This is a genomic window from Tistrella arctica (assembly GCF_039630945.1).
In the GTDB taxonomy this organism is placed as follows: Bacteria; Pseudomonadota; Alphaproteobacteria; order Tistrellales; family Tistrellaceae; genus Tistrella; species Tistrella bauzanensis.
Window position 1 is genome coordinate 44,994 of sequence record NZ_JBBKTV010000014.1, and the last position, 21,759, is coordinate 66,752.

18 protein-coding genes and 1 pseudogene are annotated in these 21,759 nt (G+C 61.0%); 2 read left to right on the forward strand and 17 right to left on the reverse strand.

What is annotated here, in order from left to right:
• Positions 1-191: 191 nt before the first annotated feature.
• The 6 genes from WG924_RS24590 to gatC all read right to left on the reverse strand — a co-directional run bounded on the left by WG924_RS24590 (position 192) and on the right by gatC (position 5,107).
• Complete coding sequence (locus WG924_RS24590) at positions 192-662, reverse strand: GNAT family N-acetyltransferase (protein ID WP_345935690.1); 471 nt, start codon at positions 660-662, stop codon at positions 192-194.
• 30 nt (positions 663-692) lie between these two features.
• On the reverse strand, positions 693-1,217 hold the full coding sequence (locus tag WG924_RS24595) for a copper chaperone PCu(A)C (RefSeq protein WP_345935691.1): 525 nt from the start codon (positions 1,215-1,217) through the stop codon (positions 693-695).
• Positions 1,218-1,267: 50 nt separating this feature from the next.
• Positions 1,268-1,663: a hypothetical protein gene (locus WG924_RS24600; protein WP_345935692.1), complete on the reverse strand. Its 396-nt coding sequence runs from the start codon at positions 1,661-1,663 to the stop codon at positions 1,268-1,270.
• A 209-nt stretch (positions 1,664-1,872) separates the two neighbouring features.
• Complete coding sequence (gatB, locus tag WG924_RS24605; RefSeq protein ID WP_345935693.1) at positions 1,873-3,324, reverse strand: Asp-tRNA(Asn)/Glu-tRNA(Gln) amidotransferase subunit GatB; 1,452 nt, start codon at positions 3,322-3,324, stop codon at positions 1,873-1,875.
• Complete coding sequence (gene gatA, locus WG924_RS24610; RefSeq protein WP_345935694.1) at positions 3,324-4,814, reverse strand: Asp-tRNA(Asn)/Glu-tRNA(Gln) amidotransferase subunit GatA; 1,491 nt, start codon at positions 4,812-4,814, stop codon at positions 3,324-3,326. Before gatA ends, gatB begins: the two co-directional genes overlap by 1 nt.
• A gap of 5 nt (positions 4,815-4,819) precedes the next feature.
• Complete coding sequence (gene gatC, locus WG924_RS24615) at positions 4,820-5,107, reverse strand: Asp-tRNA(Asn)/Glu-tRNA(Gln) amidotransferase subunit GatC (RefSeq protein ID WP_188582642.1); 288 nt, start codon at positions 5,105-5,107, stop codon at positions 4,820-4,822.
• Between the two features lie 214 nt (positions 5,108-5,321).
• Here gatC and ruvX point away from each other — a divergent pair, with 214 nt between their 5' ends.
• Together ruvX and WG924_RS24625 are read left to right on the forward strand one after the other, a co-directional pair.
• The gene (gene ruvX / locus WG924_RS24620; RefSeq protein ID WP_345935751.1) at positions 5,322-5,861 is read left to right on the forward strand and encodes a Holliday junction resolvase RuvX; all 540 of its coding nucleotides are present in this window, start codon (positions 5,322-5,324) and stop codon (positions 5,859-5,861) included.
• Positions 5,862-6,229: 368 nt separating this feature from the next.
• Positions 6,230-8,164, forward strand: coding sequence for an ATP-binding protein (locus WG924_RS24625; protein ID WP_345935695.1), 1,935 nt, complete (start codon positions 6,230-6,232; stop codon positions 8,162-8,164).
• 212 nt (positions 8,165-8,376) lie between these two features.
• Here WG924_RS24625 and WG924_RS24630 read toward each other — a convergent pair whose 3' ends face one another.
• The 11 genes and pseudogenes from WG924_RS24630 to WG924_RS24680 form a co-directional block, all read right to left on the reverse strand.
• The gene (locus WG924_RS24630; protein ID WP_345935696.1) at positions 8,377-9,459 is read right to left on the reverse strand and encodes an acyltransferase family protein; all 1,083 of its coding nucleotides are present in this window, start codon (positions 9,457-9,459) and stop codon (positions 8,377-8,379) included.
• Positions 9,460-9,552: 93 nt separating this feature from the next.
• Positions 9,553-10,470 carry a phytanoyl-CoA dioxygenase family protein gene (locus WG924_RS24635; protein ID WP_345935697.1) on the reverse strand — a complete coding sequence of 306 codons (918 nt, stop codon included), beginning with the start codon at positions 10,468-10,470 and terminating at the stop codon, positions 9,553-9,555.
• A 114-nt stretch (positions 10,471-10,584) separates the two neighbouring features.
• Entirely contained in the window at positions 10,585-11,859 is a 1,275-nt protein-coding gene (locus WG924_RS24640) for a polysaccharide pyruvyl transferase family protein (protein ID WP_345935698.1), read from the reverse strand.
• Positions 11,860-11,930: 71 nt separating this feature from the next.
• Positions 11,931-12,845: pseudogene (locus tag WG924_RS24645) on the reverse strand (IS630 family transposase).
• 146 nt (positions 12,846-12,991) lie between these two features.
• The gene (locus tag WG924_RS24650; protein WP_345935699.1) at positions 12,992-14,029 is read right to left on the reverse strand and encodes a polysialyltransferase family glycosyltransferase; all 1,038 of its coding nucleotides are present in this window, start codon (positions 14,027-14,029) and stop codon (positions 12,992-12,994) included.
• Between the two features lie 3 nt (positions 14,030-14,032).
• Entirely contained in the window at positions 14,033-15,295 is a 1,263-nt protein-coding gene (locus tag WG924_RS24655) for a hypothetical protein (RefSeq protein WP_345935700.1), read from the reverse strand.
• Entirely contained in the window at positions 15,295-15,567 is a 273-nt protein-coding gene (locus WG924_RS24660) for a hypothetical protein (protein WP_345935701.1), read from the reverse strand. The genes WG924_RS24655 and WG924_RS24660 overlap by 1 nt, the downstream gene beginning before the upstream one ends.
• Before the next feature lie 57 nt (positions 15,568-15,624).
• Positions 15,625-16,884: an O-antigen ligase family protein gene (locus WG924_RS24665; RefSeq protein WP_345935702.1), complete on the reverse strand. Its 1,260-nt coding sequence runs from the start codon at positions 16,882-16,884 to the stop codon at positions 15,625-15,627.
• A 38-nt stretch (positions 16,885-16,922) separates the two neighbouring features.
• Positions 16,923-17,804 carry a hypothetical protein gene (locus WG924_RS24670; RefSeq protein ID WP_345935703.1) on the reverse strand — a complete coding sequence of 294 codons (882 nt, stop codon included), beginning with the start codon at positions 17,802-17,804 and terminating at the stop codon, positions 16,923-16,925.
• Between the two features lie 112 nt (positions 17,805-17,916).
• Positions 17,917-19,338 (reverse strand): mannose-1-phosphate guanylyltransferase/mannose-6-phosphate isomerase, encoded by a 1,422-nt coding sequence (locus WG924_RS24675; RefSeq protein WP_345935704.1) that lies wholly within the window; start codon positions 19,336-19,338, stop codon positions 17,917-17,919.
• Between the two features lie 75 nt (positions 19,339-19,413).
• Positions 19,414-21,666 (reverse strand): N-acetylneuraminate synthase family protein, encoded by a 2,253-nt coding sequence (locus WG924_RS24680; protein ID WP_345935705.1) that lies wholly within the window; start codon positions 21,664-21,666, stop codon positions 19,414-19,416.
• Positions 21,667-21,759 lie beyond the last annotated feature (93 nt).

Sequence of the window (21,759 nt, forward strand, 5' to 3'; positions counted from 1 at the left end):
GTGGTTGCAGGATTTCACGACCGAAGTCGTTTTTGGATTGAAATTTCAATGACACTGCTGCGGAACGGCAATCACCTTCAAGCCGGATGACAGCGACATCAACGAGCATTGTCACCAGGGTGACGGGATGATCACCATAGTCTGGGCGGCAGGCCCGGACGACGAATCCGGGCCTGCCGCCGCCGATCCGATCAGGCCGGCGGCGGCAACCGTTTCTCCATGACGATGGTCCGCTCGGCCCCATGGTATTCATCGCGCAGCGCCACGAATCCAAGCCTGGCATAGAAGCCTTCGGCCGTGACCGAGGATGGCACGACCAGCCGGGACAGCCCGTCCGCCCGGGCCAGACGCTCGACCGCCGCCATCAGGGCGGTGCCGATCCCCCGGCCATGGCCATCGGGCTGGACGAAGACGCTGCGCACCGTGGCCCCGTCGAGACTTGCGGTGCCGATCGCGCCGGTTTGCGCCACGGCCACCAGAACCCGCCGGCCGGCCATGCGCGCGGCGACGGCCGCGGGCGAAAAATTCGCCGCGACCGCCGCGATGACCTCGGGGGTGTAATCCGCCGCATTGGTCTGGCGCAGCGCCTGAAGAATGATCCGGCTGATCGCGTCGGCATCATCGGTCACCGCCGGCCGGATCGTTATGGCATCCGAGGTCATCGCGGCTCCCCGGCCGAAGGACGGCCTTGATCAATGGGCCGAATGATCGGTCTTCTTCATGCCGTGGCCGTCATGGGCATCATGACCAGCCGCACCCGCGCCCGGCTTCTCGACCGCCAGCTCAACATCGACCGTGCCCGCCGTCTCGAAGGTCAGGGTCGCCGGCACCTTGTCGCCCGGCATCAGCGGCTGCTTCAGCTTGATCAGCATGATGTGATAGCCGCCGGGCGCAAGTATCGCCTCGCCGCCGGCCGGAATCTCGATCCCCTCGACATGGCGCATGCGCATCACGCCCTTGTCCTCGAAGCTCTCATGGATCTCGGCGGCCTCGGCAACCGGGCTCGACACCGACACCAGCCGGTCGGTGGCGGCCCCGTGGTTCTGAACGCTCAGAAAGGCGCCGGCGGTGCCGCCGACATTCACCGAGGCGCGCGCCCAGGGATGCTCGATATGCAGGTCGCCGGCCGTGTAGTCATGGGCCGAGGCGGCACCGGCGGCCAGCATCAGGGCGGCGCCGGCAACACCGGCGCGGATGGTGCGGGAGATGATCGACATGGAACCTGTATCCTGTAGTCGCAATGGAAGTGACCGTGATCCTTGCAGGGTCAGTCCACGAAGACAGGTGGTGCCCGCGCCGGCACCGGCGGTACGGCGGCGGCGATATCGACAGGGGATGCCGGCCATGGCCGGTCGGGGACGGCCTGCCGCATCGCCGGCAGCGGCAGCGGAGCCGGCTCGGCGGGTGTCATCACCGCCTGAGCGGCCAGACAATCGTGACAGACGGCGCCCGGCAGCGCGCCGCGATCATCGGTCCGGCTGTCGCCCACCGTGGGCGAACAGATCTCCAGAACCTGCCCCGGGGCCAGAACCATCGCCAGCGCCATCGGCGCATGGGCGATGACGCCCATCATCTGTGCCAGCGCCGCCAGCAGCAGCACCATAGCCGCCCGGCGAAGCCGGCGGCGCGGATGGGGGCTGAGCTGGCGATGGCCGGGCGGCATCTGGCGGCGAGACCTCAGGGCTTGCGTCAATGGTGTCGTCTGACCAGACCATGGCCGGTCGTCGCGGCTTTGGCAAGCGGCGGACAACGGCCGCGCGCATCGGTCACGCCCGCCCGCCGCACATCGCCGCCCCCCACGCAAAACGCCCCCCCACGCAAAACGCCCGGCATGGTCCCATGCCGGGCGTTCGCGCAGAAGGATCGGCGCGATCAGGCGTCGAGCTTTTCCGTCAGCAGCTTGTTCACCACCTGCGGATTGGCCTTGCCGCCGGTCGCCTTCATCACCTGGCCCACGAAGAAGCCGGCAAGCTTGGTCTTGCCGCCTTTGTATTCCGCGAGCTTGTCGGGGTTGGCGGCGATGACCTGGTCGATGGCCGCGGCGATCGCGCCCTCATCCGACACCTGCTTCAGCCCCTTGCGGTCGACCACGGCCGCGGCGGTCTCGCCGGTTTCCAGCATTTCGGCGAAGACTTCCTTGGCCAGACGGCCGGAAATCGTGCCGTCCTGGATCAGATCGACCAGCCCGCCCAGATTGTCGGCGGTCACCGGGCTGTCCTCGATGCCCTTCGACAGCCGGTTCAGCGCGCCGAACAGCTCGGTGATCGTCCAGTTCGCGACCAGCTTGGCATCGCGTCCGGCCGCCGCGGTTTCGAAGAACGCCGCCGATGCCTGCTCGCCCACCAGCACGCCGGCGTCATAGGCCGACAAACCATATTGCTGCTGGAAGCGCGCCTTCTTGGCATCGGGCAGTTCCGGCAGCGCGGCGCGCTGGGTCTCGATGAAGGCGTCATCGAAGATCAGCGGCAGCAGATCGGGGTCGGGGAAATAGCGGTAGTCATGCGCCTCTTCCTTCGAGCGCATCGACCGGGTCTCGCCCTTGGCCACATCATACAGCCGGGTCTGCTGCACGATCTTGCCGCCATCCTCCAGCACACCGACCTGACGATGCGCCTCATACTCGATCGCCTTCATGACGTGGCGGATCGAGTTCAGGTTCTTGATCTCGCAGCGCGTGCCAAGCTCGTCGCCCGGACGGCGGACCGAGACGTTGGCATCACAGCGCAGCGAGCCTTCCTCCATATTGCCGTCGCAACTGCCGATATAGCGCAGGATCGTGCGCAGCTTGCGCATATAGGCGCCGGCCTGTTCGGGGGCGCGCATATCCGGCTTCGACACGATCTCCATCAGCGCCACGCCCGACCGGTTCAGGTCGATCAGGGTTTCGCCCGGCCGCTGGTCATGCATCGACTTGCCGGCATCCTGTTCCAGATGCAGGCGCTCGATGCGCACGGTCATGCTCTCGCCGTCGTCCAGATCGACGACGATCTCGCCCTCACCCACCACCGGCTGCTTGAACTGCGAGATCTGATAGCCCTGCGGCAGGTCCGGATAGAAATAATTCTTCCGGTCGAACACCGAGTGCTTGTTGATCTGGGCATTCAGCGCCAGCCCGGTGCGCACCGCCTGGGCCACGCACCATTCGTTGATCACCGGCAGCATGCCCGGCATCGCCGCATCGACCAGCGACACCTGGGTGTTCGGCTCGGCGCCGTAAGCGGTGGCGGCGCCCGAGAACAGCTTGGCATTGCTCGACACCTGGGCGTGGACCTCAAGACCGATCACGATCTCCCAGTCGCCCGTGTTGCCGCGGATCAGGCCCATCAGACAGTCCCCCGAACCATGGCCGGCACCGCGTCGAAGCCCGAGGCCTGCTCGATCGCGCGGCCCACGGCCAGCACCGTCTCTTCATCGAACGACCGGCCGATCACCTGCAGGCCCAGCGGCAGGCCATCGGCCGACAGCCCGGCCGGCACCGAGATGGCGGGCAGGCCGGCCAGGCTTGCCGGCACCGTGAACACGTCGTTCAGATACATCTGCACCGGGTCGTCCATCTTCTCGCCGAAGCGGAAGGCGGCCGACGGCGCGGTCGGCGCCAGAATCGCGTCCACCTGCTCGAAGGCCGTGGTGAAATCGCCGGCAATCCGGGTGCGGACCTGCTGAGCCTTCAGATAATAGGCGTCGTAATAGCCGGCCGACAGCACATAAGTGCCGATCATGATCCGGCGTTTCACCTCGCGACCGAAGCCTTCGGCACGCGATTTCTCGTACATCTCGCCCAGGCTCGACACATTGGCGCGGGTCCGATGGCCATAGCGGACACCGTCATAGCGCGCCAGGTTCGACGACGCCTCGGCGGGGGCCACGATGTAATAGGTCGGCAGGGCATAGCGGGTATGCGGCAGGCTGATCTCGACCACCTCGGCACCGGCGGCCTTCAGCATGTCGATGCCCTGCTGCCACAGGGCCTCGATCTCGGCCGGCATGCCGTCGACCCGGTATTCCCTGGGAACGCCGATCTTCAGCCCCCGGACGCCCCGGTTCACGGCCGCACGGAAATCCGGCACCGCGATCTCGGCCGATGTCGAATCCTTCGGGTCATGGCCGGCCATGGCGCCCAGCATGATCGCCGCGTCCTCGACCGTGCGGGTGATCGGCCCCGCCTGATCCAGCGAACTCGCAAACGCGATCATGCCCCAGCGCGAGCAGCGGCCATAGGTGGGCTTCAACCCGACCAGACCGCAGAACGACGCCGGCTGGCGGATCGATCCGCCGGTATCCGAGCCGGTGGCGGCAATCGCCGAGCGCGCGGCCACGGCCGCCGCCGAGCCACCCGACGAACCGCCGGGCACCAGGAAGCTGTCGCCATCCGGGCCCCAGGGATTGCGCACCGGGCCCTGCGCGCTGGTGATGTTGGCCGAGCCCATGGCGAACTCGTCCATGTTGGTCTTGCCCAGCATCACCGCGCCGGCGGCCTTCAATTTCGCGCTGACGGTCGACTCGTAAGGCGGCACGAAGCTTGCCAGGATCGCCGACGAGGCGGTCGAGGCGACACCTTCGGTGCAGAACAGATCCTTGACCGCGATCGGCACGCCGTCCATCGGCCCCAGCGCCTCGCCACGGGCGCGGCGGGCGTCGGCGGCATCGGCCAGCGCCAGCGCGATGTCGGGGGTTTCCGCGACATAGGCGTTCAGCGCGCGGGTCGCGGCCATGCGGTCCAGATGGGCCTGGGTCAGCGTGCGGGCGGTCACCTCGCCGCGCGCCAGGGCGTCGGCCGCGGTGGCAATGGTGAAATCGGTCGCTCGGGTCGCCATCGCGCTCACTCCACCACCTTCGGCACCACATAGAACACCGGGTCGCCGACCGGGTTGTTGGCCATCACCTTGTCGCGGCAATTGCCATCGGTCACGACGTCCGGGCGCTGCGGCAGCCCCTTGGCCGAGGCACCGGTCATCGGTGCGACGCCCTGGGTGTCGACCTCGCGCAGCAGCTCGACCCAGTCCAGAATGGCCCCCAGCTCACGGGCATAGCCGTCGAGCTCATCTTCGGGCACGTCCAGACGGGCGAGGGTGGCGATCTTCCTGACGGCGGCTCGATCGAGCGTCATCGTCGCTGCCCACTCCATTGAATCCAGCGGTCGGTTTCGCGAAAACCGGCGGTCAATCCTGACGACGGCCGCCTACCCGGGCCGGTCGACGGCGGATCATGCACCTTCGCGTGTGCATGCCCGCCGTGCTTGACATCCTTGGCGGAAAAGCGGCCAGATGGCGGCTCTCGACACACCCGTTCAGCGGCAGCGAGGCGGCAAGGTAGCACCCGGCATGACGAACCGCAACCCCGCCCCAGAGGCCGATCTCAGCCCTTGGCAGCTTGCCCGTATCCTGCCCGCCCGCGGCCGGATCATGGGCCTCGACGTCGGCACCAAGACCATCGGTGTGGCCGTGTCCGACGAGCGGCGGCAGGTGGCGACACCGCTTGAGCTGATCCGCCGGACCAAGTTCAAGATCGACGCTGTACGGATGGTCGATATCGTCCGAGAACGCGCGGTCGTGGCCGTGGTCATCGGCCTGCCGGTCAATATGGACGGCAGCGAGGGGCCGCGCTGCCAGTCGATCCGGCAGTTCCGCCAGAATCTGGCCGAGCATCTGGATCTGCCGATGCTGTTCTGGGATGAACGCTGGTCGACCGCCGCCGTTCAGCGTCACATGATCGATGCCGATCTGTCGCGCAAGCGCCGGGCGGAACTGGTCGACAAGGCCGCCGCCAGCTACATCCTGGAGGGCGCGCTCGACGCCATGAACCGGCCGCCGCCGATCTGGGAACGCGATACAGCGCCCGATGATCCGCAAAACGCCGGATGACCCGCGGGAAGCCGTATGACGTGCAGGAAGCCGTATGGCGTGCAGGACGACTGGGACCGCTGATCAGGGCGGCCGGAAGCGAGGCTGATGGCCGGGGGCGGAGTTTGGACAAGTGCCCGTTGCAGAACGTCTGACGGCAGTTGTTTCCCTGCAACCTTGCCAATGCGGCGACGACTGCGGCGGTACGGCGACACATTCCGACGATATGCACCGTGATCTGAGACATATCTGATATTTGCGCGGCATTTCCGATGACGGCCGCAATCCGCTCGTGTAGCGTCTCGCTCATGACTGTTGAGACATCAACCGAGCCGGCACCGGCCGCTGTCACGGCGGCACGGAGGCAGTCACGGCAGCCGCGCCGGCCAATGGCCGGGTGGCTGGCAACCGTGGTGTATGGTTGCGTGCTGTTCTCGGCCGGTGGTGGTCTTTATGTGCAGTACCAGCAACGCTTCGCGACATTGATGTCCGATCGTCAGGCCCGGTTGCAGACCGGCGCCGAAATGATCGCCACGAGCGCACGGATTGCGGCTGTCGAGGTCGATGCCCTGGCCATTGCTGCCACGATGGCGATCACCGACCGGTCGGCCCAGCCGCTGCCGATGCTGCCGGACGGACCGGTGGGAGCCGGGGACGACGGCGGAACCATGCCGATGTTCCAGGTGCCGCCCGGCGCGGGTGTCTCGGGCCGGCTGACCGGTCGCCTGCACCGCGATCCCGACCGGGCGATGGTGATGGCGGCGGAGGTCGCGGCCGTGGCGCGGATCGAGCCGTTCATGCTGCAGGCCCTGCGTCAGTTGCCCGAAGCCGCCTGGATCTACTACATCTCGGATCTGGGCTTCCTGATGCTCTATCCCTATGGGCCATCGTCGCAGACCCGGTTCCACGACGATCTTCTGACCGGCGCGGTGCTGACGCCCGCACGGCCGGCCGTCAACCCCACCGGCCGGCAGTTCTGGACCGCCCCCCATGACGATGCCGCCGGCAGGGTGCCGGTGGTGACCCTGGTCCGGCCGGTTCTGGCCGATGACCGGTTCCGGGGTGTCATCGCCCTCGACGTCACCATTGCCGCCATCGCGTCGATGCTGCGGCAGATCGGCACCACCGCCGGCACGCCGATGCTGGTGGATGATACCGGACGGATCGTGGCGACGGCAGATGCCGGTTCCGTCGGCTCATCCCACGCAGGCGGATCGGTGCTGCCGGTGGCAGGGCAGACCGCAGGGCAGACCATCGACGCCGTGTGGCAGGCGGCTGGCGCGCGGGGGTCGTTTGCCGATACCCGCGCCGCCGGCGATGACGGCACCATCCGGGCCGCCAATGGCATGGCGCTCTTCGCCCGGCCGATCGCCGGCACCCCTTGGACATTGGTGCACGGCACCGATCTCAGGCGGACCCAGGCATCGGTGCTGGCGATGATGTGGCCTGAAGCGGTGGCGGCCCTGCTGCTGCTGTCGATGCTGCTGGCGCTGGAGGTCAATCGCCGGACGCTGCGGTCGCTGATCCGCAAGCGCGCCCTGTTGTCGGCACGGGTCAATGAACTGGCGCACGCACGAGAGGATCTGGCGCGGGCGCGCGATGAAGCGCAGGCCGCCAATCACGCCAAGACCGCCTTTCTCGCCCATATGAGCCACGAGCTGCGCACACCGCTGAACGCGGTCATCGGCATGGCCGAGGCGCTGAAGGCACAGATCTTCGGGCCGCTGGTGCCCAAGCAGATGGAATATGCCAGCGATATCGCCAACGCCGGCAGCCATCTTCTGGAACTGATCAACGATCTGCTCGATCTGGCCCGGATCGAGGCCGGCGAGGCGACGCTTGATGAAGAGGTGGTGATGGTCGACGACATCGTCCGGCCGGCGATCGCCATGATCTCCGCCCGGGCCCGCAAGGCCGGCCACGTGCTGCACCTGATGACGCCGTCCCGGCCGGTCGCGATCAGCTGCGACAGCCGCAAGCTGCGCCAGGTTCTCATCAACCTGCTGACCAATGCCGTGAAGTTCACGCCCGATGGCGGCCGTATCTCCCTGGTCGTGCGCCTGATGCCCGACAGATCCCTGACCATCACCGTCACCGACAATGGCCGGGGCATGGCGCTGGATGAAATTCCACGGGCGCTTCAGCCGTTCCGGCGCATCGATAGCGACCCGATGGTGCGCCGTCAGGAAGGTGCAGGACTGGGGCTCGCGATTGTCTCGTCTTTCGTAGCCCTGCACGATGGCATCATGCAGGTGAACAGCACGCCAGGCACGGGAACATCAATCGCCGTCCATCTGCCCACCACCCGCGTGAGCGCCCAGTGAGCCAGACCCAAACCCCGCCGACCGAGTTCGACATTCCCCCTGCAAAACCGTGGGCTGCAGCGAGGCGACGGAACGCGAGAGCCCGTGCATGAGCCCACATTTTCCTCCACACTTCTGCTTTGTGAGGAGGTCGGCGATCTGCCAGGAACACGCGATGCGGCCATCTCCTGTGGTAACGGTCCTGCCAAACGGAATGATCTTCAGGGGATAGGTCAATTCACACGAGGCGTGAGCCGCAATCGCATCAACGGCTTCTCCACATATCGATACGTCTGCATTGAAATGGCGATCGTGACCGCGGGTACCACCGCCAGCATGATCGCAAAGATCCCATACCGGTTTCCACCGACCACTGGCATCAAGAAATGAAGCACCAACCAGATGATTGGAACATGAAGGATGTAAATCGAATAAGATGCAGCGCCAACCGCAACCACCCAATGCGATGACAGCGCACTATCTATTCGAGATGCAAGGCCGCCTCCACGCAAATTGAGCGGCCAGCTGATCGCCAGAAGAAATAGAAAGCCAATAAATACCGCCTGTGACGCAAGAGCGACAGCACAGACAGTCCCTATTATTAACAGAAATTTGGACTGCCGTGGAGAAGCCTTCCCCTCATGTAGTAATTTAAAATAAAAAAGATATGCTCCAATCCCAAGAATAAAGTGAGGCAATCTTTGCAGGATGAATGATGGCTTACCGAACTCAAGACCAGACAATCGGATCAGCCAAAACCCTATATAAGCGAGCGTCAAAGCAATGAAGAAACGGCGAAGCGTCTTGATCCAGCCAATCACAAACGGAGCGATGAGATAGAATTGCCATTCCAGCGAAATGCTCCAGGCAGGGCTGAGGATGGCCATTGAGGACCGGGGCAGGACAGCATCTGGAAGCGCACCATGTAATAACGTCAGATGGACGGCAATGTGGACAAGGAACGCCTCATCCACTTCCGTCTGTCGCTCCTGCTGCGAGCCCATGAATGGCGACAGCGGACTATCGAAAATGATATGCCGATATACCTCTGTAAGTCCAATCGCCAGTGCGAGTGCGAGCAAATATATGGGATAAAGCCGCATAAACCGACGGAAGATAAACTGCCCATAAGGTTCGTCTTTCGCTGTAAAAAGATGCGCGATCACAAAACCGCTTATCAGAATGAACACATCGACCGGTATATCAGGTTGAATGGCGTTCGCGAACGACATGCCGGAAAAAGCGGCGATGTGAAAAAGCATGACCCAACAGGCCATCACACCACGCAGCCCCTCGAACGCAGAAATGCGGCCCATCAGATGGCGATCCCTATGGCTACGCGATACTTTGACATACAGGTTCCGTTGCCTCGCCCTTCAGGCGAGCGTCGGCGCCCTTATCCGAAGTGGTCAGACGAGAGATTTAAAGTCCGGAATCCCGATCCCCGCAGCCCCTAGCTTCTGAACAAGTTCAGCAGGAAAATCGAGGCGAATCTGATCTCCCGCAAGACGAACCTGCTCGATTTGCCGCTTCATATTCGTGCGAGAAAAATCTCGCGTATAGGAGTTTTCGACACCGAATGTGAAGAAAAGAGACATCTTCTGCTGATCTCGGCGCATCCTCACATAGGCTTCCCGAATTCGAACGAATAGATCTGGATCCTGCCTCTGAGCATGCCGCCCCTTAAGCACACGTGACACCTTCTGCATCACAGTCTCAACACCATCGGGAAGATCCCCGCAATGGCTGATCCGGACATCAAATATCACGATATCACCAAGACCTGAATGCAGCGTAAGAAGTTCTCCATCAGTCAAGTTCGCGACCATATGGGACCCCCTTCGCACTTTCAGACCGGTGTCATTATGGGAATGGTCCTGAAGATAAATCCCAATCTTGTAAACACGGCACTCCTCTGCCCCAATGCAGGGTTGAGAGAAATAGCTACCATAGCGCGTTTCGCTATCCTTGTGCCATCCAGCGACCATGTTCATGTGGGCATCGCTATGTCCAGTGAAGATCACCTTTGGGTCATTCAATGACCAGCCAATCGCCTGAACAATCCGATCATGCCCAAAAACCCAGGCAAGTTCGTCGTCATCAGCTGCGACATTGGAGCGCGTCCTTCCCAGGCCCAAACGAAGACCCCGCTTCTCAAGATATGCCTTTGCCTGCTCACGCATACGGGCAATCTCTACCGCTGTGAAGACTTCTTTCACGACAACAAATCCATTGACGCCAATCGATTTTCGCAACATGTCGGCTGAGACGGCACCCGAAACGACATCTTGGAAACTAAAGGTATCTTTGGCTACGACGGACGGCATGATTTTCACTTCCTCGACGATAGAAATAGTGGGTGCGCCAAAACCACAGCGACGACAGGTTATAACATGCGGTTTCCGATTATTCCGCACGCGTTCTGAGTGACAGCCTTGATGTTATGACATCAGGCAGCGGACATTTCGTTCTGCCAGTTTCGCATGTCCCGCCACACGCGCCAAGATATCAGAACGTCGCACCTCACCCTCATCCAGGAATCGCCGGGTCATGTCGAGAATCTGTGGCGTCGCGTCCCCCAGGCGCTTCGCATCGATCGATGCATCTGGCAGTCCAAGCAGACGTCCGAGACCTGCGATCTTGTGGGTATTCCCCGAGAAAAGCACTGATGGCGTTCCTCCGGTCGAGGCAAGGATGGAGGGGTGCCAACGTCCCGAGACGAACACACGCGCATTCGCCAGAATATCGAGACCAATACCAAGCGGGGTGGCGGCAGGCAGGAATGGCAACTTCATTTCGCGCGCAACTGGCGCAAGCAGTGTCTCATCAGTGATGTCCGGTGCAACGACAACGACCTGGCCGCCGATGTCTTTCAACCGAGCGCAGAGCTCAAAAAATGGTGCGCGGTCAATCGGGTCTTTATCTTCCGCCCGCACAAGTGCGGAACTGCCGGTAATGCACAAATATGGCTTGGACGGATCAAAGTCCCCTGCATCGTATGGAAAGATTGAGCATGCACCTAAACGCCCATAGGATTCAAGGAAGTGATCCCCCATAAGGGGCTTCCAGCGAAATGCAGCATCGGCTGCCAAGTCCTCCTCCAAATATGGAAAATAACGCATAGCTTCATCATATGAAGCCGGCTCACGAAAGACAACATCATCAAGAATTGGATAAACCGCCTTGAAAATCTCAAGCATCCGCGGATCATTTAGTTGGACAGTATGATTGACAATAGCACACTTTTTCTTGGCATATTTTTTCGCATAGTACATCCAGAAAAGAGTCATTCTCCCCTTTTTCTCAAAATTATAAATGCTGCCTTCCCCATTCACGAGAATAAGATCAGCCTGATCGATGGCGGCACGTGTGACGGGGAATAGCCGCCCCGCTTGCACTTCGCGCGCCGTCATATCGAAATCAGCCAGAGTCACAGGATCCGCAAGCTTCCCGTGACGCTTACGACGCGCTGCATGCTGCATGAAACGCAGCGAGGCGCGTAAGCGCGGCTTGTCGTAGGCATACTCCTTCAAAAGCGAAATCGCACGCGACTTCAGGCTGAACAGATCCATACCGACGCCGTTCAACGCGCCCAGTTTGACCACGCTGACGACTTCCGCATCAGTCTGTCGAATGAGATCGTACATGGCGTATGTGGTCGCGCGACATCCCCAGTTGTTCTGGCTTGTGCTGTCATTGACGAAGCAGATCTTCATTTAAACTCCACAGGAAAACGAGTTACATCAGCGGGAACCGTCTAGAGGAACAGCTTCTAGCGGTGCGAATCCTACGTTTGATGCCTGCATGCGACAGCGGCGATGATGGCGTCGAGATCGGCTGTCCAGGCAAACGGCTTGGGTTTGGCGTTGTGCTCGCGCGCCAAGCGGTTGATGGCGGCCTGGAGGTCGACGACGGAGTGGAAGGCGGCACGCTGGAGCCTTCGCCTGGAGAGTTTGGCGAAGAAGCCCTCAACGGCATTGAGGAAGCGGATGAACTCCTGGTGGCGATGACGCTGCATGTTCTGCCCAATCATGGTCCCGTCCAGGACGTTCAGCGCGGCGAACAGGGCCGTCGTGCCATGGCGTTTGTCGTCGTGGGTCATGGCGCCGACCCGTCCTTCTTCGTGCACAGGCCGGGCTGGATGCAGTCGAGGGCCTGGATCTGGCTCTTTCCGTCGAACGAGAGGACGATGGCATGGGACGGCGGGTCTATGTAGAGCCCCACCACGTCGCGCAGTTTCTCCACGAATTGCGGGTCGTTGGGGAGCATCAACCGCTCGACCCGGTGCGTCCACAGCCCGTCCGAGCGCCAGATGCGCTGCACCGCAGAAACGCTGATGCCAACGGCCTGCGCCATCATCGCGCCGGTCCAGTGGATCACCTCGGCTGGCGGACCGGCCAAGGTCAAGCGCCACCACGCGCTCCGCCACCTCTGGTTCGAGCGGCGGGATGCGCGACGGTCGCGCCCGGTCGTGCAGCAGGCCCTCCACGCCTTCGGCCACGAACCGCGCCTGCCAACGCCAGACCCAGGGTTTGGACTTGCCCGTGTGACGCATGATCTCGGCGGTCCCCGCACCGTCGGCCGTCGTCAGGACGATGCCCGCCCGCCGGACATGCTTCTGCCGGCGGTTCCGGCCCGCGACGACCGCTTCCAATCGGGCACGGTCGGCGGCGCTCGCTTTGACAGTGATACCTTCGCGCATCGGCAGAGACTCGCACAGGCTGATCCGTTTGGGAATCGTCTGTTGGGTTCTAACAACTAGATTGGCTGGGCGACGTCCCGCTGAGCGCACACCTTCCAGGTCAAGCCGCATGTCATTCCCGCCCCGCGACAATGGCAACTACCAGCTCATTTCATCACAACCTTGTGGATACTTATATCCCGCTCACGAAACACCCCCTCTACATCCCGGAAGAATGCAGCACATTTGCTAGGAGGATTCGACGGCAGAACCGCAGTCACACGTGCATTCGTCATCTGACGCAATGACACAAGTCCGGTACTGTAAAACGAAACGAATTCCCCGGCCCCCAACTCAGTAACGACGTCTTCGACAGGCATCGCCCCCGGCAGTTCAACGACCTGAGTTGTCAATGCACCCACCAGTTCCTCATGCCGCGAAACTCCCTTCGGGTGTGCCTTATAATAGACTGTCGCGAAGTCCCTGGACGTTAGATAGCCAATCAATCCGCGTCTCAATGACGCATCCGCCGCGGTGTCGAGAAGCTCGGAAATTTCCTGATCAAGCACCACCGCTACACGTGGATCAGCAGCAGCAATTGCGCCCGATGCACTGCGCGGCAGCACGATCAACTGCCCGCATCGGCTGATCAATCCTTTTTCATCAAAGGTGTAAGTCAGATCATAAGGCAGGCGATCATATCCTGTGATGTGCCCCAGTCCCCAGATGGGCCGATAAGGCACTCCCTGCATAAGCCCTAAGCCGGCCTTCGCCCATGACTTCACGCGTTCGCTTGGCGACGGGCGCCTGTCGGCATAGTTGATCATGCCATCCGGCAGAAGGGCAAGCCGCCGATATCGGCCGGGGCGCGCGAAGAAATTGGCTGCGAAGTGTATAATATGAGGGATATAGACCGCACACGCTCCAGATCTCAGCGGAGGGTATCTATCAAGCACATCATGAAATACCCGCAAGCTTGCACGATAAGAGGTAGGAAATTCTTCTACATGTACATTTCCATGCTGTGGCGGATATGGACAATCCGATCCACCGAACCACAACAGAAAGACCGGCACTGCTTTATCCAATTTTTCAATTAAAATGATTGCAGCACGCAGAGTTTCGAATCCAGTGCAGATGAAAACATGCGCTGAGACATCATCAGGCAATATGGGAACTGGCATCGCACCATGATCGCCAATCATCACTCACAGCACCTTTTCAGAACGGAGCCCAGCCAGACGCTGCCGTATCCTCCACCTGACAAGAACAAGGAGGACCACAGCCTGCACAGCCATAACGATCGCAGAACACCACAACAAGGTAGAGACGTCGATCATCGGCAACCAGAAGAGTAACCCAGCATAAGAAGCCGCCGCCAAGACGCTCACGACAGCCAACCACCATGTCTCCTTCAATGCTCCGAACAACCAGAACGCCAGGTTGAAGAACACTGCCCCGACAGAATATAACAGTGCCGGGAGGAGCCAGCGCATCTGGAGCTCGTAATCCACAGGCAGGAGCATGTCTTTATAGTAAATGATAACGACTCCGACAGCATAACAACCGACAATACCGAATAGATTGCGCCGAGTGACCCGCAACATAATCGCCAAGGCGTCGCTCAGATTGCCGGCGACAAAGGCGTTCAGAAACGGGATACGGCGTGTCTCAGCATAGGCATTGATAAGGACGCTGAGCACGACCATGCCATAGGAGATCAGCGTAAATCCGGCCGCAGCCGCTTCAGGCAGTGTGAAACCACCGACCCAGCGTCCTGCCTGAGCGATGACCCAGGTTGAGATGACATAGATCGTGGTTCCGCTGGCATAGGCAAAGGCCGGACCAATATGGTAAGGACGGAGACGCCCGGCACGTATGGCTTCTCCGTAGATTGGCGTCGTGCACAGAAACGCCAGGCCTTGCGCAACTATATAGCTGTAAACCAGCGCAAGCACCTTATCGGCAAAAAATGGCTCCAAAATGACGTAGCCTAGCAGCAGACCGAAACCCGATATTGTCGATGCTGCTGCAAACAGAATATTCCGGTCCTTCACCCGCGAAAAAATCGCACCAGCCTGCATGACAACCAGAAAAAAAGCACACGCAATCAGGAGAAGTCGGAAATCCAGCCTTCCGAAGGTGAGTGGATCCTGAACCCCGATGGCCTGCAATACAGCGATGATGGCCGCGCCGCCGGCGACAATTCCGAAAAGCGCGACGACGAGCGTGGACAGGAAGGCCGCTGCCCTGTCCTCCGGCGTCGCGTAATCAAAATACATACGTCCAACCGACATATGAAGATTCTGCGTCAATAGCGGCACCGCCACGGCGACAGCACTGGTAAACAGGCCGAATCGCGTGAAATCAGCTGCCGACATCGTCGCGACCATCACCGGCAACAGGAAAACATTGCCAACCCGCTGAGAGAGCGTACCACCGATAATGAAAACCGTCCGGGCCAGCGACATCAGCGCACCATTTTCAGGGGCATTGGTGTGCCTAATTCGACATCTGTTCCATCATATTGGCTCGCGCTGTTTCTCATGCAGGATGATTGCCAAAAGAGCATCCGCAGGTCAGGGCGATCAGTTGCCGGCGAGCAGAAATTAAAAGCACCTTCAGCATCCATATTGACACCAAGCACGTAATGAAGCGACGCGGGATATCGGAAGCCTGCCTTTCTCCTCGGCGGAATCGTATCTTCGCCACCCTCATGATCCATTTTTGCGTAATTCGCCATGTAGAAACTTTCTTTCATAGGCAAGCTACTGCGTGAATCGTGTCTTCAGCTTAAACTTCAGCCCCCTCTGCCGGCCGCCGCCGCTAGGTCTCCCGACGAACTCAGGCGCGGCATCACATCCAGTGCCACAGGCCGCTTCGGCTCCACCTTACTTGGATTCGTAAAGAGAATGGCCAGAGCAAGAGCATGATAGACGATCCCCTGTGAGCCAATGAAATGATTGTCAAAAGGCGTCACCATCATGTAATAAATAAATAAACGCTGCTGAAGTAGATTTCCACGCCTGAATACATGAATCGCCAAGTAAATAAGCATACAGATCAAAAATGTAATTCCGAAAATTCCGAAATAGTAGAAACTACCCACCCAAGTTGAATGAGGACTCGCAAGATTTTTCACCCAGAATACCGGAAATATTCGAAGGCTCATAATCTCTGCGCTACCTGGGCCCTTGCCAAATAGAAGTGCTTGCGGCGTCGAGAGCAGATCCCTGATCAGATTCGCCCAGATATCCACCCGTCCCGATGACGGGTCAGAACCTTCTGTGATAGATACGACGCGCTCAATGCCACTAAGAGTGTCCAACAATCGATCGATATCGATGGTCACCACAACCAGCAACAGCAGGACAAGGGAAACCATGCCCATGATGGAAATCCGCTTCAGAATCTGCGGGCCGTACAGGAACGCAATCAGCAGTCCAAGCAGGTTCGCACGCGAGCCTGTGCTCAGCAACGTAATCAGAAGAACACTCAGCAGCAGTGCCTTGACAACGATGTGCTTTCCCTGATGGGAAATGATCATCAGCATCGACAGGGTCAGCATGGCGCCGAAGGTATTCGGGCCCCCGGCATTTTCCAGCCACAGCCGCCCCCCCGTGAAGCTGATCGTCCCCAAGGCAAAGACCGATACGAAGATGAACATGGGAAGCCCGATTCCCAGGCCGAACCCGATGTTGGTCATCGTCCGTAAACTCAAAAAATGAGAAACAAAGGCGGCAGACGATGCGTAAATCAAGATCTTCATAATGTCGGATGCATAGCGGTCGCCAAGCCCGACATTCAAGGCGGAATACAAGTTCAACGCGCAGATGACCACGAGCCACATAACGAAGAAGCCAAAAAAGCGCGGGTTCATGACCGCGCAATAGGCTCCCGCAAAAGCAATCATCGTGATGTAGATCAGATGGGACAAAAATATCTGCACCGCGCCGACAACAGGCAGAGCGAAGAATGCGCAGGAGAAGCCAAAAAAAAGCGCAAACGCAGGGGCGAACTCTACACGCTGCACCACTCGATCTTCATATGAAAGGATCATGGCTCTCTCCTGTCCCGCCACCAGTCGTCACATCATCGTCATTTGCGGGCGCCCGTTAGGTGACGCAGTGTGTAAAGGGCAAAATTCAGCGCAAATCCCGCGATTAAACCAAAGATGATTGCCATCACGACCAAAGACATCGGCCGGGGCAGCGTGGGATAATTTGCGACCTGGGGACCATTGATAACTTTCGCCGAAAAGCTTCCCTTCACGTTCGCCATGATGCTGCGTGTATAGTATTGGCTGTAGACGCGGGTGAGAGCAGCCTTGGCATCCACAGTGGAAATTTCGCCGATCTGCCGTTGGAGAAATTCCTGCCACACCGCTAGCTGCCGAAGCTCCACATTACGCACAACTTCGTCCGCAGTTTCATGCGCCAGCCGGAGTATCTCTTCAGCTGCCTTCCCATCACGAAGCGAAAGACTAATCTCAAAAATAGGTGCCGGAATGAAATCGGGGGAGTTGCGCTGTTTTACCTTAATCTTGCTCGACAACTCGTCAATTACGTCATCTACTACAGGTTCACGCTGGACTGGATACTCAAACCAACGATCAAAAACGTTTTCCGACGATTCCCATTGCTTCGTCTCTTTGTCCCAACCCGAAAGAAGCTCACGCAGAAGATCCGGGCGCTTCATCAATGCCTCCGCCACGCTCTGTCCCTGCAGAACGTTGAGATACATCTGGAAGTTGGTAACCTTCTCGCTCATACCCGCACCAAACAGGCTAAGGCCCCCGGCGCTCGGTGTTCCTTCAGCAATGGGATTCGCGTCCATTGCCGCAACAATCATCATCGCCTCGTAACGCTTGGGCAGTAATGACAGAGCCGACACAACCAACAGAAAGAAAGTGATAAAGAATAGAAAAGTAAACCAGCCACGCTTTTGCGCAGCCAGAATGCTCCTGATGCCGAACTCCATATTGATCTGCCTTCTCAAATGACGAGCATACCTCGGCCGCCAGCCATCCTGACAAGGGGCCTGGGACGCCTTCATCACGTGCCACAGCGATAGTATCGACGAAGAGAGCTACTCAAGCTCGGCCGAACTCATCCGCAATCCGAACGATGTCATCTTCACCAAGGTAGCCACCTGACTGCACCTCAATGAGATGCAATGATATTCTGCCAGGGTTTCCAAGACGATGTATCGCACCCTGCGGGATATAGGTCGACTGGTTTTCGTGCAGCAAGAACGTTTTATCATCGCACGTCACCTCAGCTGTGCCGCTGACCACGATCCAGTGCTCGGCGCGGTGGTGATGCATCTGCAACGACAACTTCCGGCCCGGCTTGACCACGATCCGTTTCACCTGGAACCGCTCGCCCAGATCGATGCCCTGATAGCTGCCCCAGGGGCGATAGGTCAGGGATCCGGTCTCGGCCTCGGGCCGTCGCGCCGCGCGCAGGCGCTCGACGATCGTCTTGACGGCCTGCGCCTGATGCTTGGGCGCCACCAGCACGGCATCATTGGTGGCAACCACGATCAGATCGCGGACACCGATCGCTGCCACCAGCGGGCCCTCGCTGCGCAGATAGCTGTCGGCCACATCCTCGGCAACGACGTCTCCGAAGGTGACGGTGCCGGCGGCATCCTTGTCGCCGATCGCCCACAGCGCGTCCCAGGCGCCGACATCCGACCATCCCAGATCGGCCGGCACCACCGCCCCGCGGCTGGTCTTCTCCATCACGCCGACATCGATCGACAGATCAGGCGCACCGGCAAAGACCTCCCGCGGCAGGCGGACGAAATCCAGATCGGCAGTACGGCCGGCATAGGCGGCGGCCACGGCCTCGGCGACCGCCGGGGCGTTCGCCTCCAGTTCGGACAGCACGATCTTGGCCGGAAACAGGAACATGCCACTGTTCCAATAGAACCGGCCCTCGGCCAGATAGCGTTCCGCCGCCTCGCGCGCCGGCTTCTCGTGAAAGCGGCGGATGCGCGCGGAACACCCGTCCAGCGCATCGCCCGCCTCGATATAGCCATAGCCGGTCTCGGGACGTGTCGGCTGGATGCCGAAGGTCACCAGATCGCCGGCGGTCGCCCGCACGGCCGCAGCGGCCACGGCACTCCGGAAGGCCGCGACGTCGCCGATCACATGATCCGACGGCAGCACCAGGATCAGCGCATCCGGATCATGCGCCAGCGCCGCATGTGCCGCCGCCGCCACCGCAGGCGCCGTGTTGCGCCCCACGGGCTCCAGCAGGATCGCCGCCGGCTCGATACCCGCCGCGCGTGCCTGTTCGGCCACCAGGAAGCGGTGGTCCTCGTTGCACACCAGGATCGGCGCCCCGAACCCCGCTTCGGGATCGACCCGCTTCAGCGTGGCCTGCAGCATGGTATCGGTGCCGGCAAGCGCAAGGAACTGCTTGGGCAGCGCCTTGCGCGACAGCGGCCACAGGCGGGTGCCGCCGCCGCCGCACAGGATCACAGGCGTAATGATGCTGGTGGTCATGGGGATGATGTCTCGCATCTCTGCCGGCAGGGGCCGGCCGTCAGGGGCGGCTGGGCGATGGGCGTCGCGGCCGGGTCAGGCCACGAATGCCTTCTCCAGGCGTTCCAGGGCGATCCAGAAGCCTTCGCCGTCGTTCTTGTGACCCTGCCAGATTTCAGGGATGAAGCTGGCGCCGGGCTGGGTGCGGTCCAGCACGTGGCCGAAGGCGCGGAAGTCGATATCGCCATCCCCCACCTGCAGCCCCTCGCCATCGACACCCTTGCTGTCGGCGATGTGCATATGGGCGGTCACCGCGGCCACCGCCTCGCAGAAGCCCTCGAACGACCATTTGTAGTGGTTGCAGGCCAGCTTCGAATGCGAGATGTCGAGGCAGATCCGCATGTTCTCGGCGGCACAGAAGCTGTTGATGGTCTCGGCATCCACGAACAGGTTATGGAAGCTCTGCCCACCGAAATGCCAGGGGAAGGGCGGCATGGTCTGCGGGATGATCTCCACACCGTCGCGGCTGAGCAGCTTCAGGCTGTCCGACAGCCGCTCATACAGCGCGGTGCATTCGCGGGGATGCAGATGCCGGTCGGTGGTGAAGCCGCCGACATTGGTCACGATCAGCGGGTCGGTCGGCTGGTCGAAATACTCGCGCAGGCGCCGGGTCACGTCGATCACCCGCTGCATCTCCTTCACGGAGTGCGCGCGGTATTCGGCATCGTCGGACACAAGATTCATGGTGTGGTCGTTGGCGAACAGCTCCGGCGCATGCACCACATAGCCGATCGGGTAGCGACCCTCCAGATACTTGGCCAGCTCGATGTCCAGATCCTTGTAGCTGAGGTGGAATTCCACCAGCGACAGGTTGGTCTTGTCCAGCAGGCGCTGGAAATCGTGATAGCGCACTGGCACGCCCCAGGGGCGCTTGAAGTCATAGGGCCGGGGCTCGATCGCGCCGTCGGTCAGGTCGCTCGGATAGAAGAAATCGCCGGCCGGAACTTCACGCCGCATCGTGCGGCCGACCAGATCGGCCAGCCGGTTGGGCTGGATGCCCTTGCCGGGGCTCTTGACGTCGACCATGTCGGCCGTGATCACCGTGCCGATGGCGATCTGCTGTTTCGCGACCAGGCTCTTGGCCAGGGTTTCGCGGTTCATCAGCTCGCCCTGCGATAGCTGGCGCGATCCGCCCTCGCCCATCGCTTCCTCGACCTGACGGATGCCGTCGACCAGACGGCGGAACTCGTCGGGCAGCAGGCTGACCTTGTGGTCGTTGCCTTCAAGGCCCTTGTCGACCGTGAAGTGCTTCTCCACCACCTTGGCGCCCAGCGCGATCGCCGCCATCGAGACGTTGATGTCGCGCTCATGGCCCGAATAACCGACGACGCAATCGCCGATCTCGGCCAGCCGTTTCATATAGCGCAGGTTCACGTCCTTGAACGGCGCCGGATAGGTGGAATTGCAGTGCAGCAGCACGAAGGGCGCGCCCAGGCGGTGCAGCAGGCCCGACGACTGCTTGATCTCGGCATCCGTCGACATGCCGGTCGACACGATCAGCGGCTTGCCGGTCGCGGCCAGCGCCGTCAACAGGTCCAGATTGGTCATGTCGGCCGAGGCGACCTTGAAGCCTTCCAGGCCGTAATTGTTCAGCAGCTCGACGCTCTCATGATCCCACGGCGTGCACAGCGGCGTCATGCCGCGGGCGCGCACGTGATCGAAGGCGCGGAACAGATCGTCGTTCGACAGCGAGAACTTGGCCAGCAGGTCCAGCGTGTACTGCGATCCAAGATCCTCGGCGGCATCATTGTTGTTGCCGGCGTTGCGGTACAGCTTGTCCAACTGGCGCATCTGGAACTTGGCGCTGTCGGCGCCGGCATCGGCGGCAAGGTCGATCAGCCGCCTGGCCAGGCTCAGATCGCCCTGATGATTGTTGCCGATCTCGGCAATGATATAGGCCGGATGATCGGGGCCGATCTCACGATCGCCGATCCGCACGACCGCGGCACCCACGCGGGCGACGGCGACGATCCGCCCCTGATCGTCGACCAGCGGCAGAGCCGTGATCCGCTCCGACAATTCGGCCGCGATCCGTTCAGGCGCCGCATCGCGCGGCAGCGACCGGAAGGTCCGGTTCATGGCCTCGGATACGGGCCGCTCCAGGTCGATGGCCGGCTGCTCCACCACCCAGCGACGGAAGTCGCCGTCGGTCAGAACGCCTTCCAGCCGTCCGGCTTCGGACACGGCGAACACGATGCCGTGCTTGTTCTCGCTGATCTTGCGAAGCGCGGTGGCGATCGTCTCCTCGACGAAGGTGAGGTAGGGAACGATCTTGGTTTCGATGATCATCGGTGTCCGATCGGCTCTAGCTGGGGGTCGGCGGTACATGGGGGCGGTCCCGCCGGACCGTCGTCAACATCGCGGGGGCGCGCGCCCTGCCCC